At 63.8% G+C, this 16998-nt stretch carries 14 protein-coding genes; 8 read left to right on the top strand and 6 right to left on the bottom strand.

The window, feature by feature from the left end:
* The first annotated feature begins 107 nt into the window (after positions 1–107).
* Both KDH09_01395 and KDH09_01390 read left to right on the top strand, forming a co-directional pair.
* Positions 108–1052 (top strand): ABC transporter ATP-binding protein, encoded by a 945-nt coding sequence (locus KDH09_01395; GenBank protein MCB0218323.1) that lies wholly within the window; start codon positions 108–110, stop codon positions 1050–1052.
* The gene (locus KDH09_01390) at positions 1045–1812 is read left to right on the top strand and encodes an ABC transporter permease (GenBank protein ID MCB0218322.1); all 768 of its coding nucleotides are present in this window, start codon (positions 1045–1047) and stop codon (positions 1810–1812) included. Before KDH09_01395 ends, KDH09_01390 begins: the two co-directional genes overlap by 8 nt.
* On the opposite strand, the gene KDH09_01385 is transcribed toward KDH09_01390, so the two are convergent.
* Both KDH09_01385 and KDH09_01380 read right to left on the bottom strand, forming a co-directional pair.
* Positions 1813–2658, bottom strand: coding sequence for an OmpA family protein (locus KDH09_01385; GenBank protein MCB0218321.1), 846 nt, complete (start codon positions 2656–2658; stop codon positions 1813–1815). It lies immediately after the preceding gene.
* A gap of 51 nt (positions 2659–2709) precedes the next feature.
* A complete protein-coding gene (locus tag KDH09_01380; GenBank protein MCB0218320.1) occupies positions 2710–3348 on the bottom strand; it encodes a nitroreductase family protein in 639 nt (212 codons plus the stop codon).
* An 88-nt stretch (positions 3349–3436) separates the two neighbouring features.
* Between KDH09_01380 and KDH09_01375 the strand changes: the two genes are divergently transcribed.
* From KDH09_01375 to KDH09_01365, 3 genes are read left to right on the top strand one after another with little or no spacing between them, the layout of a single operon-like run.
* On the top strand, positions 3437–4498 hold the full coding sequence (locus KDH09_01375) for a DUF3488 domain-containing protein (GenBank protein ID MCB0218319.1): 1062 nt from the start codon (positions 3437–3439) through the stop codon (positions 4496–4498).
* A 48-nt stretch (positions 4499–4546) separates the two neighbouring features.
* Positions 4547–5563 (top strand): transglutaminase domain-containing protein, encoded by a 1017-nt coding sequence (locus KDH09_01370; GenBank protein ID MCB0218318.1) that lies wholly within the window; start codon positions 4547–4549, stop codon positions 5561–5563.
* 35 nt (positions 5564–5598) lie between these two features.
* Positions 5599–6099 (top strand): cyclic nucleotide-binding domain-containing protein, encoded by a 501-nt coding sequence (locus KDH09_01365; GenBank protein ID MCB0218317.1) that lies wholly within the window; start codon positions 5599–5601, stop codon positions 6097–6099.
* Position 6100: 1 nt separating this feature from the next.
* Here KDH09_01365 and KDH09_01360 read toward each other — a convergent pair whose 3' ends face one another.
* Both KDH09_01360 and KDH09_01355 read right to left on the bottom strand, forming a co-directional pair.
* A complete protein-coding gene (locus KDH09_01360; GenBank protein ID MCB0218316.1) occupies positions 6101–7153 on the bottom strand; it encodes a glycosyltransferase family 2 protein in 1053 nt (350 codons plus the stop codon).
* On the bottom strand, positions 7150–7647 hold the full coding sequence (locus KDH09_01355) for a hypothetical protein (protein MCB0218315.1): 498 nt from the start codon (positions 7645–7647) through the stop codon (positions 7150–7152). The genes KDH09_01360 and KDH09_01355 overlap by 4 nt, the downstream gene beginning before the upstream one ends.
* 206 nt (positions 7648–7853) lie before the next feature.
* Between KDH09_01355 and KDH09_01350 the strand changes: the two genes are divergently transcribed.
* The gene (locus KDH09_01350; GenBank protein MCB0218314.1) at positions 7854–9992 is read left to right on the top strand and encodes a hypothetical protein; all 2139 of its coding nucleotides are present in this window, start codon (positions 7854–7856) and stop codon (positions 9990–9992) included.
* A gap of 114 nt (positions 9993–10106) precedes the next feature.
* Positions 10107–12299, top strand: a complete 2193-nt coding sequence (locus KDH09_01345; protein ID MCB0218313.1) for a hypothetical protein — start codon at positions 10107–10109, stop codon at positions 12297–12299.
* A gap of 51 nt (positions 12300–12350) precedes the next feature.
* On the opposite strand, the gene KDH09_01340 is transcribed toward KDH09_01345, so the two are convergent.
* A complete protein-coding gene (locus tag KDH09_01340; GenBank protein ID MCB0218312.1) occupies positions 12351–12800 on the bottom strand; it encodes a MaoC family dehydratase N-terminal domain-containing protein in 450 nt (149 codons plus the stop codon).
* Positions 12801–12928: 128 nt separating this feature from the next.
* On the opposite strand from KDH09_01340, the gene KDH09_01335 reads away from it, so the two are divergent.
* Positions 12929–14275, top strand: coding sequence for a glycosyltransferase family 39 protein (locus tag KDH09_01335; GenBank protein ID MCB0218311.1), 1347 nt, complete (start codon positions 12929–12931; stop codon positions 14273–14275).
* Here KDH09_01335 and KDH09_01330 read toward each other — a convergent pair.
* Positions 14246–16861 (bottom strand): insulinase family protein, encoded by a 2616-nt coding sequence (locus KDH09_01330; GenBank protein ID MCB0218310.1) that lies wholly within the window; start codon positions 16859–16861, stop codon positions 14246–14248. The two genes, KDH09_01335 and KDH09_01330, sit on opposite strands and share 30 nt — an antisense overlap.
* Between the last annotated feature and the right edge of the window lie 137 nt (positions 16862–16998).

Genomic DNA, 16998 nt, shown 5'->3' with positions numbered 1-16998 from the left:
GGCTTGATAACTATTTCAAGGAGCGCGTCGCGCACTGCCGCGCCGTCTACGAAGCTTCGAATTAGGGGATGGCTTCGCGCGCGGGCGCGCGGTGGTCAGGAGAGCGTATGAGCGAATCAGTCATCCAATGCAGCGAGCTGGAGAAGTGGTACCGCACCGGCTTTCTCCTGCAGCGCAAGCAGGTGCTCAAGGGCGTGGACTTCGAGGTCCGGCCCGGCGAGATCTACGGCTTTCTCGGCCCCAACGGTGCGGGTAAGACGACCACGATCAAGATCCTGCTCGGGCTGGTAAGAGACAGCGGCGGAAGCTACTCGCTCTTTGGCGAGCCGCAAAGCTCGGTGTCGGTCCGCTCGCGCATCGGATTTCTTCCCGACAACCCTTACTTCTATGACGAACTGAGCGGCGTGCACACCATGGCGCTGGCAGCGCGCATGTGCGGCCTTGACGGCAAGACGACGAAGACGAGGACCCACGAGCTTCTTGAGCGCGTGGGCCTGGACAAGGCCGCCTGGAAGATGCCCGTGCGCAAATACTCTCGCGGCATGTTGCAGCGCCTGGGACTGGCGCAGGCGCTCATCAACGATCCCGAGCTGTTGATCTGCGACGAACCCATGGAAGGCCTCGACCCCATCGGTCGCTACGAAGTGCGCCGCCTGCTCATGTCCCTTCGGGATGAGGGAAGGACCGTCTTCTTCAGCACCCACATCCTCAGCGACATCGAAGTCATCTGCGACCGCATCGGCGTCATCGTGCAGGGCAAGATTCGTCGTGCGGGGCCGCTGGCGGAGATGCTGCACCCGCGCGTAAAAAGCTACGACGTTGCGGTAAAGGGAATCCCCGCCGAGACGACCGCGAAATTCCGCGAAGCCGCCATCTGGGCGCGCGAAGAAGGCGAGGTGCTCCACCTCTCGCTCTCCGAGAAAGCCATGGCCGAAGAGCTGGCCAGGCTCGTGATCGAGAAGCAGGGCGAGCTGCTCTCGCTCACGCCCGTGCGCGAGGACCTCGACGAATACTTCTATCAGCTCGTTCGGGAGGACGACTCCCATGAATAGAATCTTCTGGCTGACCTACAACACGATGGTGCAGATCGTCCGGCAGCGGATTCTCTACACCGTTCTCTTTTTTGCGATCAGCCTGATTGCGGTGGGCGGCGTGCTCGACAGCGCGGCGCCGGGGCAAAAGGGGATCATGGTGCTCGACATCGGGCTGGGCGCCATCAACCTCTTCGGCGTGATGATTTCCATCGTCATGGGCGTGAACCTGCTCTACCAGGAACTCGACAAGAAGACGGTCTACAACGTCCTGTCCAAGCCGGTGAGTCGCACCGAATTCGTGATCGGCAAATACCTGGGGCAGGTGGCGGCCATTGCCATCGTGCTGGCCGGCATGGCGATGTGCCTGGTGCTGGCGACCTGGGCGGCAGAGGGCACGGTGCCGGGAATTGCCGGGCAGGCGCTGTGGGCGATCTATCTGGAGCTGATGATGGTGAGCGCCATCGCCATGCTCTTCTCGTCGTTTTCGACGCCGTATCTGAGCGGGCTCTTTACGCTGGGATTCTGGATCGTGGGGAGCCTGGCCTCGGAGATTCGTAACTATCAGCGCTACTGGGATCTCAAGGCCTACGAGCGCGTCGTGACGAAGATTTTCTACATCCTGCCGGACTTCAGCAAACTGAACCTGAAGGATCGCGTTCCCTACAACCTGGCGCCACCCGAGGGATACGTCTGGCAGATCACGCTCTACGCGCTGCTCTACACCGCCGGCTTGATCCTCGTTTCGTCGATCATCTTCCGGCGCCGCGATTTCAAGTAGTTATTCCTTGAGCTTCCACAGCTCAAAGTTCACGCGGTCGTTGAGGGCGCGTGCCTCTTCATCGTCGCCGGAGGCTACGGTGTCGTCGGCCCCTTTGGCCTGCACGCGCAGCCGCGCGGGATCGACTCCCGCCTTGACCAGGAAGTTCTTTGCATAGACTGCGCGGCGCTCGCTGCGACGTTTTTCGAGGCCCTTGTCGCCGAGCTTGTGGGAGTGCCCCGTGACGACCAGGCGCACCAGCGTCTCGTCGCGCTTCATCAGGTTGGCGAGCTTTGTCAGCAGTGCCTCTCCGTCGGCCGGCACAGCGGTTTCGCCGGCGGCATAACGGAGGGCTTCTTCCAGCTCGATTTTGCGGATGTTGTCCTCTTCGAGCTCTTCGCCCAGGTTGCCATCGCGGTCATAGCGCACGGCCACGCTCTCGGGCGCGCTCTCGGTGGTCGCTTCCTCCGGGGTGGGCTTGGCCTTCTGAAGTTTGATGGGGACCTTGGCGCGGAACTTGTCGCGCACCTCGACATTGAGCGCGACGCCGACATACCCCTCCGCCTGCGCGGTGAGCTTGTACTGACCCGGCGCGAGCTTGATCTTGAAGTTGCCGGTCTTGTTGTCGAGCGGCACGGCCACGCTCTTGGGCGGGTTGCCCTCGGTTTCCTCGATGGAAACGACGGCGTTGATGGGTGCCCCGGTGCGATCGGTCACGCGGCCCTGCACCATGCCCACGGGAAGCCGCGCCTTCTTCAGGGGAATGCGGTACTTCTGCCCCTGGGAATGCGCAGGCATCGCAGCGGCAAGAAACACCGCGAAAGTCGCCACAAGAATTGCTGGTGCTGCAAGGAGCCTCTGAAACATCACGCGCCTCTTTATGAAAGTGCCCGGTCGCTTCCGAACATCACTCGTTGTTTATGGGAAGTAGTTGTAGCTAAATGCCGAGCGAAGGGGAACTCGCTTGTCCCGGTCGAATTTCGAGCGGATGAGGTCGTAATACTGGTCGAAATCGTTGATGACTGGCACGCCCATGATGGACTCGCCGTCTTCCTCGGGATAGCCAAGGCTCAGCAGTCCCACGACGCGAATGCCGCTGGGAATCCGGCAGGCGCGTTTGACGCCGCGCTCATCGAAATTGCCGATCCAGCACGATCCCAGCCCGAGCTGGTGCGCCATCAGGGAGGCGCGCTCCATGGCAAGCGCCGAGTCCACCAGGTAGTAGGCAATCCCCTGGCGCTTCTTGGCCGCGCCGGGCTTGGCGCACAGGACGAGAATCGTGGGCGCCGTGCGCACCCAGAAGTTCATCTTGTTGAGCCCGGCAGTGGCTGCGCGCTGGACGCGATCACGCACCTTGGCGTCGTTGACGGCCAGGATGTGCCAGCAGGGGGATTTTCCCGAAAAGGGCGCAGAAAGCGCGGCACGCACCATGAGCTCGATCTTCTCGGGCTCGACCGCATCGGGCTTGTAGTTGCGGATCGAGCGCTTCTCTTCGAGAAACTGCAGGAACTCCTCGCCCAGGTCGAGGTCCGATTCGTTTTCCGGTGCCGTGGCCATCATCCATACTATGGGCGTGATACTCAAAGTCCGTCAACGCGCGCGATCAGACAGATCGCAAAGGCCCGGCGTGGCATCGTAAAGACCGATGAACCTCAAGCGACATCTCGACTGGGTGGGCGGGCTGCTTTGCGGCGTGGCGGCGCTTGCCTATCTGGCCAGCGACGTGCGCACCGCCTGGGAGGGCGTGCTCTTCGCCGCGGCGATCGGGCTGGGGTATGTACTGCCCCGCAGTGCGCGACAGGTGATTCCCGACGGGCTGTGGACGGGCCTGCTGCTGGCGCTCCTGCTCTTCGAGGGAACGCGCACCTGGTACTCGCCGGCCAACGTGGTGTTCTACCTGTTCGAATTCGTGCGCTGGCTGCTGGTGGTAAAGGTCTGGGGCCGGCGCAGCGGCCGCGACGAGCTACAGATCCTGCTGCTTTCCTTCTTCGTGCTGCTGGGTGGCACGGTGTTCACTTTTTCCTACATCATTGCGCCGCTGCTGCTCATCTACGTGACGCTGGCGCCCATCGGCCTGTACCTGGCCAGCGCGGCGGCGACCAAGTCCGAGGACGAACTCGCCCGCGGCGGGCCTTTCATTCCGTTTCGCATCTACAAGCTCGCGCTTCTCTCGGGCGCGCTGATTTTCCTGGGCGGCGGGATCATCTTCTTCTCCCTGCCGCGTCTTTCGGCCGCCATCGTGGAGTTCAACTTCGTCGATGGTGCCGGCAGCAATCGCTTTCCGCTGGGCGTGGACCTTCGCCAGCAGGGACTTCTCTCGCCCGGGTCGCGGGTGATGTTCCGGGTCGCCGTCGATCCGCCGCTCAAACAGGCTCCGCTCTGGCGGGTGCAGACGCTCGATCGTTTCGACGGTACGCGCTGGAGCCGCACTCCCATGCGCCCGGCAGCCCTGCACCGCGCGGCGCCGGGCGTCTTTGCCGGCGACCTGGATGCAATCGAGACACGGCCGCTCGCTCAGCTCTTTGAATTCGACCTCTCGCCGCTGGAGATCCCGGCACTGATTGCGCCCTCGCTTCGCGCGCTCGGTCCGCTCGATACGCTGGCTGTGCGCGGCCCCTTCTCGGAGATTTCCACGAGTTATGCGGGCGACCTGTTTTTCGAACGCAGCGAGACAAAGCGCTCGCGCCTGTTGCCGATGAGCTATTAGGTCGCGTACCTGACTCCCGCGAAGGACAGCGCATCGCCCCATCAGTGGATGAACCCCGCGCTCAAGCGGCGGCTCACGCAACTGCCCGTGCTGCTGAGCCCCGAGGTGGAACGGCTCGCCCGTGAGATCGGGCGCAAGGCCGATACCGAGGGCACCGGCCGGCGGATCAACCGCATCCTTGCGGTCGAGGACTACCTGACCGAGAACTACACCTACTCGCTGGACCGGCGCGTGGGCAGAAGCCCCGACCCGGTGGCGAGCTTCCTGTTCGAAGAAAAGACAGGTCACTGCGAATACTTCGCCTCGGCCGCCGCGGTGCTGCTGCGCGCGCAGGGAATCCCCGCGCGGGTTGTGACCGGTTTTGCAGCCGGCGATTATGACGCCGCGGCCGGCACCTGGACCGTGCGTGAGAGCGACGCCCACAGTTGGGTGGAAGCCTGGGACGAGCAGGACGGCTGGGTGAGCATCGATCCCTCGCCCCGCGACCTGGCGGCCGAACACGCACGGATCAGCCCCTGGGTGCTGGCCTATCAGGATGCCAAGCAACAGGCCGAACTCTGGTGGTACGACTGGGTGCTCCGGTATTCCTTTGCCGAGCAGCTCGGCATCGTTGCCAAGGTGGCCACCGAGCTTCCGAAGATGACCGGCGGAAAGGGTGGGGCGCTGCCAGAGCTGGGCAAGCGCCTGCCGCCCGCGCAGGTGATGTGGGCGGTGGGAACCCTGATCGTGGGCGCCGGCTTGCTGCTGGGCCTGGGACTCTTCCGGCGCCGCCGGGCGGAGGATCGCACCGCCGCGCAGAGCGTGCTGACCCCGCTGCTTGCGCCCTTGGACAAGGAGGCGCGCCGGTGGGGCGTAGATCCCGGTGAGCAACGCACGCCGCTGGAAGTGGCTGATGAACTGGCCCGCCGGGCCGGCGGGGCGCCCGGGAAGGCGCTGCTTCACTGGGTCAGCCACTACAACGAGGCCCGCTATTCCGGGCGGGTCGATCCGCGCACGGCGGGCAGGCAGCTCAAAAAGGATTGGAAAAGTGTGAGCGCTGCGCTAAAGCGCTCGCGCACTGCGTAATTGACGGCCCGAGCCGCCGGGGATAGCCTGAAGCCATGCTGGACGAGACCCTTGAGATACTCAGCAAGAACTTTCTCTTTGCTGATCTCACCTCTGAAGAGCTTCTGGAGCTCAAGGGGTACCTGCGTCCCGAGAGCTTCGAGGCCGGTGAGCACATCGTCCGTGAGGGGGAAGAGGGCGACTCTCTCTACCTGGTGACCAAGGGCGGGGTGAACGTCACGAAGGAACCCGACAACCACTTCCTCTCCTACATCGGAAGCGGCGGGTATTTCGGCGACATGGCCCTGTTCATGCCCCACTCGGTGCGCACCGCAAGCTGCATCGCGGCCATGAAGACCGAGTGCCAGTCCATCGACAAGGCCTCGCTCGAAGAGTTCTGCACGACCTATCCCGTCCCGGGCAACAAGATCTACCGCGAGATCATTCGCGCCATCTCCGAGCGGCTGGCGATCACGAGCGCCGACCTGGCGATGCTGATGAAGCAGGAGATGATGGGGCAGTCGAAGGTTTCCGAGATCGTCGCAAGCAAGAAGTAGCTCAGACCCCGCGCGCCAGATCCCCCGGCGTGCAGCCGAAATCCTCAATCCATTCATCGAGCTGACGCCCCGAAAGCGGGTGCTGGAAGGCGAGCTGCGCGCGCTTGAGTAGCATCTTCGGCGCGCCGCGAAGGGCTTCGAGGTTTGCGCTCGCGGTTGTTCCCACCAGCGCGGGAAGCCCGCGTTCGCTCACGAAGTCGGCGGCGACGCCCTCGCCCGATTGCGCCTGTTCCCAGTGGGCGCGGAATCGTTCCACCGACGCGCCCGGCGCCTGTGCCAGGCGGTTGAGCGGCCAGTGCTTCATCAGCGTCCACACGCGGTTGCGCTCGATGAGTCGCAGGCGTTTGGGGGAGGCAGCGCCCAGGGTGGTGCTGCCCTGGTGGGTGACCTCCGCATGGGGAACGAGCAGGCAGCGTGCGCCCATGCGGCGAAGGCGCAGGCCGAGCTCGAAGTCCTCGCCGTAGGCGAAGTAGTCCTCGTCGAATCCGCCGGCTGCTTCGAGTTCCTTGCGCCGGTAGACGCCTGCCGCACCGGAGGGGCAGAAGACTTCCTGGACCTCCTCGTAGCGGCCGGAATCCTTTTCGCCGTGGGCGAGCCCGCGGTTCTGACCGTCGGCGCAGAAGGTGAGCCCCACGTTGTCGAGCACACCTTCCTGCGAGGCGTCCAGCAGCTTCACGGCGAACATCGCCGTGTCCGGGTTGCGGCGAATCGCCCCGGCAAGCGTTTCGAGCAGATCGGGCGCGAGCTCGGCGTCCTGATTGAGGACGAAGGCGTAATCGGCCGTGCCGTGTTCGAAGGCACGGTTCTGCGCGCTGGCGTAACCGGTGTTGGTGAAATTCGTGACGAGACGGATGCGGTTTGAAAAACCCTCTTCGCGCGCGCGGTTGAGTCGCGCCTCGATGCGGGCGAGCGAGCCGTCATTTGAACCGTTGTCGACGACGATCAACTCAAAGAGATCATGGGGCTGGCGCAGCACGCTTTCGATGCAGCGCTCGGCGAGCTCGCCGCCGTTCCAGGTAACAAGGGAAACGGAGAAGAGTGGTTTCTTGCTCACAGGAAATCTCCAAGTTCGGCGCGCCGCCACGTGGCGCCGGTGACCATCCATTCGTCATCTTCGAGCGAGAATTCAAGGACGAAGTGAAAAAGATCCGCGTTGAGTCCCGAGAGATCTTCGGCCTGGGCGACGGGGGTGCCGGTCAGCGCGACGAGCAACTCGGCGCTGGCACGTTCGGGATTTTCCGAGACGACCGACTGCACGCGCACGAAGGGATAGATCGCCTTGTTGCGAAAGAAGTAATAGGTCAGGAGCTGGTTGATCTCTTTTTTCGAGTTGCGCTTGTCGTCGGCGTAGCGGTCCGAGACGACGGCCTTGATTTCTTTGAGCTGGTGCTCGCGGGCGGCGGTCTCGACCTCGCCGATGCGCGCGGTGATGACCTCCTCGATGCTCGGTGGTGGGCCGCTCTTGCAGGCGGCGAGCGCCAGCAGGGCCAGAAAAGCGAGCAGGGGGCGGGCGCGCCGGCCAGGAACGGAATTAAATGACTGCTTCATTTTGCGACACTCCTCGCCCGGAATCCGCACTGGCGGGCCGATGCAGGCCTGAATCACTTCTAGAGCGCCTGTAACGGCGGGGCAAGCGCGGATGTTCCGGTTTGACCGGCCGTGACAAATGGCTCAAAATTTTGAGAACAAACGGTCTTTTCCGGGCCGTTCTCATCGCGCTGGATCGTGCTTGCTCGGTAGGAGGGGGAGGCAGAATGATCGGCTCGCGTAGCCAATCCGTTGTAGTTGCTGTTCTTGCGGCGCTCGTTGCCCTGACGGGAGCGGCGCGTGCGGCAACGCGTGGTCCTGTCTTCGACGGCGTCAATCGCTCTTTCCTTCCACACATCATTCCCGGAGCCGACCTGCCGCGCCTACAGAATGCTCCGCTCGAATCGCTACGCGTCTTCGCCGACTGGGGCGATGGTCTTCAGCAGATTCCCTACCAGATCGACGAGCGCACCCTCGCGGGCAAGTATGTCCTCGACGATGGTGAGGAAGTTCGTAAGGACGAGCGGCCCGACGCGCTGGACGCCGATGACGAACTCGTCGTGTTGCTTCGCGACGCGGGGCTTCGCGTGCACACGGGAAGCTGGCCCTCGGGCGTGCGCATCGGCCGCGAAATCGAACTCAGCGACCCGGTTACCGGGCGCGTGGGTTACATCTACATCTTCTCTTTCGATCGTCCGCCGACCCGTTCCCAGGCGCGGCACATTCAATATGATCGCGCCCGCGACATCGTGACGTCGGCTGAATCGCGGATGGGTTTTCACCCGAAGTATCCCTACGTGCTCACTGATGTCGGCTTTGCCGAGTACGTGAACGGCGGCGTGCGGATGAATCTGATCGACCGGCTCAAGGTTCGCATTCGCGGCCGCACGCTAGGCAACCTGATCGAGATCGCGATCACCGAGGAAGACGTGAAGTCGCACATCGTGGGCACGCGTTCAGGGCCGGTGCGCGTCATTCGTGAGATCAAGGGCTTCAGTAAGCTCGGCCCCGTGCCGGAAGTTCCCCTCGACATCGAGATGAAGCTCTACCCGCGCTTTATCCGCGCGCCGGTGAGCTTCACCATGCCCGGCCCGATCCGCACTTTCCTGAGCGACATGGACGTGCTGCTGGCCGTCGACCTGCGCGACCTTCGCGGCGGGACTTTCTCGACGCTCGCGTTCAATCGCGGCACGCTGGTGGACGGCAAGACGACCCGTGCCGAGCAGAATGTCGAGCTCGGCGATGAAGAGTGGATGATGGTCACCGGCAAAGGGATCAACTTCTACGGGCAGGTCGTGCTCGACCGGAGCCTCACGCTCAAGAAAGAAGTCCATTTCATCGACAGCGTGGATGGCGAGCAGCCCCCCGAGAGCGTGCCCGGACAGCTTCCGGAGGCGGGTTTCAAGTTGGTGAACTGGCACTCGCTCGAGGGCAAGAGCTACGTGCTCGAGGCCCGCATTGCCGCGCTGGAGGGCTTCCCCCGGGGCGGCGGCAGCGGGGTGTTCAAGTCCCTGGAAAATGGCGTTGGCCACAAGGCGACCGACGGCGCGGGGCCTCGCGTCGTGATCGCACACGACAAGGCAGGCGCGGCAGAGGCTGCGCGGGTTCGCGATGTCATCGCCGCGCGTGAGAAATCAGCGAGCGTGGAATTGATGCTGGTTTCGGGCGCGAAGAGCGATCTGGTCAAACTGGCTGATTCCGGGGCCGGGGTAGTGGTGCTCCAGACCAACATTGATGGAGCCGCGCAGTATCTTGCCCAGCGGGGCATCCGCTCGCTTCGGGCCAGCACCGGCGGGTCGCTCGGCTCGGTTCCGCCCGACCGGGTAATGGTGATGATCCAGCAGTGCCTGAATCCCGGTGCGACAATCCTGTTCCCGACCGGCAAGGGGCGCGACCGCTCCCTGCTTCCGGCCTACCAGAAAGCGGCCGCCACCAGCGGGATCAAACTGCAGCACGTGCTGCTCGACGAGAAGACGACCGTGGCCCAGGCGCTTGGCGCCGATGCCGCTTCTGCCGATGCGATCCTGATCGTGCCCGATGTGTTCTGGACCGAAAGTGATTTTGGCCGCTTCCACAGCGCGCTTGAATTCATCAAGGGTCTTCCAAGGCCCAAACCGGTGTTCGTAACCGGCCGGGACGGCGTGGCCGAGGGCGCGCTCCTGGGGCTGGGGACCTCGGCCGGCAACAATGCCGAGGAAGTGGCCTCCCGGGTGATCGCCCTGCTCAAGGGAGAGGGCGCGGAGGGCGGCGGCGCGTCGGCCAGCCCGGCGATGCAGATGTACATCAACCCGGCGACGCTACGGTGGGGCAAGTTCAAGCTGCCGATCCAGATTATCAAGAACGCCACCCATGTGGCCTCCAGATAGCCCTCAGCGGCGGGCTTGACCCGTCTGACAAACCGCCCCAAACTTCATCTAGTTCTGTAGATTTCCCGATTCAGCACTGAATCGGGCCTGTTGCTCTGAGCAGAAGGGGCGAGTGTGTACGTTCATCAAACGCGCGTCGGGATGCGCTGGTGCATCCCCGGATTGATTGTGGCGATGCTGGCCCTTGCAAGTGCCGCCTACGCCGCGCCCCCGGTCTTCAGCTCTCCCAACCGGGCCACGTTGCTTCGGGTGGTCAAGGGGAGCGAGCTCTCGGCCTTCGTCGGCCAGTCCAACGAAAAAATCCGCATTTATTCCGATCTGGGGGACGGCCTGGTACCGATTCCCTTTCAGATCGATGAAATGAACGCCAGGGGCGACTACATCTTCGACGATACCCCGCCGAAGGTCCCCGATGAGCGCCCGGGCGTCCTCGATGACACCGACGAGCTGGTGTTCCTGCTTCCCGATGTGGGATACCGCGTGCATGCGGGCCGTTGGCCCGGCGGGCACAAGGTCGCCCGCGAACTCGAAGTGGCCGACCCGGTCGGCGGGCGCCGCGGCTACCTGTACATTTTTGCATTCGACAACCCGCCCCCACCGTCCAAGGAACGGCACGTCTGGTACGACGCCAAGGAAGACAAGGCGGAGTCCGACGCCATTGTTCTGGGTTTCAGTGAGAAGTTTCCGATCATCTTCGATGAGGTGCGGACGGCGGACTACAAGGGCCCGCTCGGACGCGGCAAGAAGATCAACCTGATCGACCGCTTGAAGGTCCGCATGACCGGTCGCAGCCTGGGCGAGCTGGTGGAACTCTCGCTCAATGAAGAAGACGTCGAGGCCCACGTGGTGGGTATTCGCGTCGGGCCGGTGCGCATCATCCGTGCCCTGGAGGGCACCATCACCATCGGTCCGATGTCCGTGCCCATCAAGGCCCAGTTCCAGATGGGGCCGCGCACCATCCGTGTGCCCGTTGAGTTCACGCTGCCCGGCAAGGTCACGGCCTTCCTGAGCAATGTGGACCTGACGATCGGTGTCGATTTCCGCGACTTCCGCGGTGCGACGTTCTCCACGCTGGCGATGTCGCGCGGCACGCTCGTTGACGGCCGTTTGAGCCCGGTGGAGAAGGCAATCCCCATGGGCAACGAAGAGTGGATCATGCTCACGGGCAATGGCGTCAATATTTTCGGCGTCATCGATCTCGCGCGCGACCTCTCCCTCAAGAAAGAAATCCACTTCCTCGACGACCCCAAGGGGGATTTCGGGCCGGAATTCGTGCCCGGACAGCTCCCCGAAGTGGGGTTCCGCTTCCTGAACTGGACCTCGCTGGAGGGGCGCACGTACCACTTTGACGCAACGGTCAGCATGCTCTCGGGCTTTCCCCTGGGCGGCGGCAGCGGCTTCTACAAGGCAATTCACACGCCGCCGAACGTGAAGCTCACGCCCGGCAAGCCGCCGGCTGCGATGATCGTGCATGACACGGGACTCTCGAAGTCCACGCTCGCCTCGATCCAGAGTGCGCTGGGCAAGGCGGCCAGTGGGTCGCTTGCGGGATTGGAAATCACAACGGCCGCGGTGCAGGGCAGCGCGCGCTCGAAGGATCTAGACCAGATTGCGCTCAAATCTCCGGACCTGGTGGTGATGCTGGCCGACGCCGACGCCACGCAGGTGGCCGAGCGACTCGAGCGCCGCGGCGTGCGCGTTGTATCGGCCGCCGTTGGTGGGGGTGGTGACCCGCTCGCAGTGCCCGTGGACCGCGTGGTGGCGATGCTTCGCCAGTCCGTGGCCGAAAACGGCAAGGTGCTGGTCCCCATGGCGCCCGGCAAGGCGAGCAAGCTGTGGGATCAATACAAGGAAGCGGCCGACCGCCTGCGCGTGAATCTCGTTCGCGTCGATCTCGATTCGGGGGAAAGCCCCGCGGCGGCGCTTGCGAAGGCGCTTCCCGACGCGGTGGCCGGACTGATCCTGCCCGATTCCTACTGGACCGCGGGGAACTGGAAGAACTTCATGGATGCCCTGCGTGCATTCGATGGCGCGGGCAATCCCGTTCCCGTCTTCGCTACGGGAAAGGCTGCCGTGGAACACGGCGCTGTGCTGGGCCTCGAAATGGCGGCCGAAGTATCCGCCACGGCGATCGTAAGCCAGTCCATTGCCGCCCTGCAGGGCAAGCCTAAGAAAAACAAAAGAACAAGCAGCAGCCAGTCGGCGGCGACCCAGTTCTACGTGAACACCGACGCGCTCAAGCGCGGGCGTTTCCAGCTTCCCATTCAGATCGTCAAGAACGCAACCATCGTCAAAACGAAACGCTGAGCCCGAGTGGGCTCAGCGTCGCTTGATTCGCTTGCTGTGCGGGCGGGATTTCTAGTGGCGGATCACCGTGACTCCGCGAAGGGTACAGACCTCTTCGCCGGTTTCGGCATCACTGAAAATCGAGTCGATGGTCAGGAAATCCATGCCGCCGGACTTGCCGTCTTTGGTGGAGATATCGATGACCTTCTGCTTGCAGCGTAGTTTGTCGCCGACCTGCAACGGGCGCTTGTAGAAGAAGTGCTGCTCGCCGTGGAGTACGCGCTTCATATCAATGGAGATCTTGTCGCGCACGCCGCCGGATTTCACCTCGAATGAAAAACTGATGGCAAAGGTCGGAGGTGCGGGAATCGCACTGTAGCCGGCGGCCTTGGCCGCTTCCTCGTCACGGTAGATGGGATTGGTGTCGCCGATGGCGTCGACAAATTTGCGGATGGCGCCTTTCTCGACTTCGAAAATCTGCGGCACGTCCGATTCAAGCCCGATGAACTTCTTGTCCAGCATTTCAACCCCCTCGGGTTCCTCAGGTCGTTGGATACAGGCCGATACATACCGAACGCAAGCTCTTCGGGCAATACCGTCCCCCCGCGGGCGTTTCCCATTCCCGGCGTCCAGCGGGTACAACTGTACCCATGGCGTTGAAGCTGCAGAATGAATCCGTGCCGTGGCTGGTGCTGGTGGTTCTGGTCCCGGTTGCGTTGTGGTCGGGCCGGTTCATTGCCGTCGATACAAGCAGCGCCGCGGGCTATTTCATTCTTTTGCCGTTGTTGCTGGCTTTCTCGGTCCCGTTTCTCATCTTTGGCGGAGCGGACGCCACGCAGCGCAGCTACGCGGTGCGCCTGTTTGTGTTCGCGCTGCTGCTGCGGGTGGCACTGGCAGCCGTGACGACGGCGTTCATCGACCCCAACGCAGTGGCGCCCGACCAGGTTCGCTACCACTACGCGGGCACTTTCCTGGCGCAGGAATGGCATGGTGAGATCGAAGGCCCGCCCAGTTGGTTCATGAATCCGGGCAATCTCTATTACATATTCGTCGGTTCGATCTACTACGTATTTGGTTCCAGCATGCTGCTTCCCAAGCTGGTGAACGCTGTGGCGGGCGCGCTGGCAGTGGTGGGACTCTTTCGGATTGCCGGTCGCATCGCAACGCAGCGGGCGGCCCTGCTGGCCGGCGTGTTTGCCGCCCTCTGCCCCTCGCTCACGCTCTGGAGTGCGCTTGCCATCCGCGACGCACTGGTGGTGCTGGGGCTTGTGCTCTGCTTCGATGCGGTCCTTGACTGGAGCGAGCGCAAGCGCTTGAGCGCGTGGCTCATGCTCGCCTTCGGCGTGTTTCTGGTGGCAACGCTGCGTGACTATCTGGCCAACATTCTGCTGGCCTCGCTGGCGTTGGCCGCCATTGCCGGGCAGGGGAAGGTCATTTCACCGCGGCGTTTTCTGGTTAGCATATCGATACTCGTACTATTGGTGATCGTCCTGCGTGAGATGGGAATCGTGGAGCCGCTTGTCGAGCAGGTCAGCCTGGAGGGGCTCGAGTCGGCCCGGCAGAAACTCGCGATCGGTGGATCGGCGTTCGGTGCGGGGTCGAGCGTCGGCTCTCTGGGCAGTGCGCTGCTTCACCTGCCGATCGGCATCGCCTACTTCCTGCTGGCGCCGTTTCCCTGGAGTGTGGAATCGAACCTGCAGTTCGCGGCCCTGCCTGAAGTATTCCTGTGGTACGGGCTCGTGCCGTTTGTCATCATCGGGATCAAGCGGGCATTCGAACAACACGCGACGCGGCTGGCATCGCTGTTCATGTTCGTGACGACGGTGACGCTGACCTACTCGCTGGTGGAGGGAAATGTCGGCACCGCCTACCGCCACCGCGCGCAGGTACTCATTTTCTTCCTCGCCTTCGCGGGGATCGGCGTCGACGTATTTATGGAGAGAAGGGCGCGCTCGCGCTCACGCGGCTCACTGACCCAGCCAGCCGCTCTCCAGTGAGAGCGCGCCCTCGGGGCGCAGCACCGCCAGCACCCCGCGACCGGGCTGCAGGTAGCGCTCAGCCGCTGCGCGCACGTCAGCGGCGCTCACTGCGCTCACAACCTTCGCATAGGCCTTGTCGGCCCGGTATCCCAGTCCGTAGAGCTCGTTGAGGGTGTAGGTCCCCGCCCGCGCGCTCAGGCTCTGCAGATCGATCGCGTTCGAGGCAATCAGGTGGCGCTTGGCACGTGTGATCTCGTCGCGGCCGGCCTGCTTGCTGCGAATCAGGTCGAGCTCGCGCATCATTGCGTCGAATGCGGTCTGGAGTTTCTCAGGCGCGGTGCCGATGTAGGTGGCGAAGAGCCCGGGCTCGATCCCCTCCACGGCAAAGGAAGTCACGGTGTAGGCCAGCGAGAGCTTGTCGCGCAGGTTCGTGAACAGGCGGCCGCCCTGGCCGGCGAGAATTGTGTTGAGCACTTCCATGGCGTAACGATCGGCCGCGCTGATGCGCGTTCCCAGAAAACCCATGGCGAGGTGTGCCTGCTGGCGGTCCAGCAGGATCTCGGCGTAGCGCGGCTTCTTGAGAGCGCTCACCTTGAGTGCCTTGTCCTTGCCGGAGCGCGGCTTGAGGTGGCCAAAGCGCGCTTCGAGGCGGGCGATCACGCGCTCGGCATCGACGTCGCCCACGACCGAGAGCACCATCTGCGAGGGATTCAGGAGCTGGGTGTGGGCGCGGCTCAGATCTTTCCGGCTGAACGTTTCGATGTTCTCGCGATTTCCCAGAATCCGGTAGCCGTAGGGATGGCCGCCGTAGAGCTCGGCGCGGAGCCTCGAAAAGAGCATCTGGGTGGGGGCGTCCTTCTCGCGCTCGAGTGCGGCGAAGGATTCCGCCCGCACGCGTCCCATCTCATCCTCGGGCAGCGTGGGTGCCAGTGTCACGTCGGCGAAGAGTTCGAGCCCGCGATCCCAGAAGCGCGAGAGGCACTGGGTACCGGTGCCCGTCGTGTTGCGACCGGCCATGCCCTGCACCGCGCCGGCGATGTGTTCGGCCTCGCGCCGGACTTCGGCGGCGGTGCGATCGCCAGCGCCGCGCGGCAGCATCTCTGCCAGGAAGTGGTAGATGCCCTCGGATTTGGGAGATTCCAGTCGTGAGCCACCCAGTGCAGCCCAGCGGTAGGAGACAAGTGGCACGCTCTGGCTGGCTTCGACGACCACGCGGAGCCCGTTGGAGAGCTTGTAGAGCTGGGCCCCCTCGGACTTCTTCGCGGCGCCCGTGCGGGGCGCCTTTGTCTTCTCGGAGGCAAAGGCCTTTTTGAGCTCAGCGGCCAGCGCCTGCTCGCGTTTCTTTTTCGCGGCGCCGGTTGCGCCGCCATCGGGCGCGACGATGCCGGCGCTCACACGCTCGGGGCTTAGATATTCACGGGCGGCGCGGCGGATGTCCTCGGCCGTGATCCCGCGAATCTCGTCGAGATACTTGCGCTCGAACTCCAGGTCGCCGGCGGTCTGAAGGGCGGCGCCCCACTTGCGCGCGCGTCCCTGCACGGTCTGGCGCGCGTAGACACTCTCGGATTCAAGGTTGAGCTTGGCGCGCTGGAGTTCCTCGTCGCTCACGCCGTCTTCGCGCACGCGGCGCAGTTCCTCTGCGATGGCGCGCACGGTGTCGCGTTCCTTGCCCGCGTAGGGGTTGCCGCCGATCATAAAGAGGCCCGGGTCCTTGGGGGTATAACAGTGGGCGTAGACCGAGCTGGCGAGCTGCTTTTCCTGTTGGATGCTCTCCGAAAGGCGCGAAGCATCGCCGCCGCCCATGATTTCGGCCAGCACGTCGAGCACGCGCGCATCCTCGTGGAGCAGCTCGGGAGCCTGCCACGCAAGGCCCAGGTAGGTATCACCGGTGTCGGTGAGCTCGGCGAAGGTGCGCGCGCCGCGGGTGAGCGTGTCGCGCGCGCGGGCCGGGCGCTGAAGCTTTCTCTGCTTGGCCGCGCGGAATGCCTTCTCGACAGCGGCCGCCGCTTTCTCGGGTTCGATGTCACCCACCACTACGAAGACCATGTTGTTGGGGACGTACCACTTGTTGAAGAAAGCGAGGACGTCCTTGCGCCCGAAGGAACGAACGCTCTTTGGCGTGCCGATGATCGGGTGGCGATAGGGGTGTTTGCGGAAGGCAGCGGAGAAGAGTCCCTGCGAGAGGCGGCGGCCGGGCTGGTCCTCGCCGCGGCGGATTTCTTCGAGCACGACTTCCTTCTCGCGGGCGAGTTCCTCGGCGTCGAAGACCGAGTGCTGCACCATGTCGGAGAGCACATCGAGACCCGCATCGAAGAACTTGCTGGCCATGGTGATGTGGTAGACCGTCTGGTCGAAACTGGTCCAGGCGTTCACTTCGCCGCCGGACGCCTCGATTTCCCGGGCGACCTGCCCGACGCCGCGGCGTTTGGTACCCTTGAAGAGCATGTGCTCATGCAGGTGGGCCAGCCCGGCCTCCTGGGGGGTCTCGTCGGCCGAGCCGACGCCCACCCAGGCTTGCAGGGCGACCACCGGGGCGGTCGGAACGTGTTCGCAGACAATGGACAGGCCATTGGCGGTAGTTTTGTGCAGTATTTGAGCGCTCATCTTGAGCAGCACCTATAGTATATTTTCTGGTCACAAGGGCAGTGGGCCGACTATCAGAGGGGTAGCGCCCGCGGCGCGGGCTGATCCGGCGGCGGGGCCGGCCCCGCCAGGCCGAGAGAGAGCGCCCCCAGCAAGAG

The sequence above is a fragment of the Chrysiogenia bacterium genome (genome assembly GCA_020434085.1).
In the GTDB taxonomy this organism is placed as follows: domain Bacteria; phylum JAGRBM01; class JAGRBM01; order JAGRBM01; family JAGRBM01; genus JAGRBM01.
The sequence above is the reverse complement of the archived record's forward strand: the minus strand, read 5'-3'. Positions and strand labels throughout refer to the sequence as shown.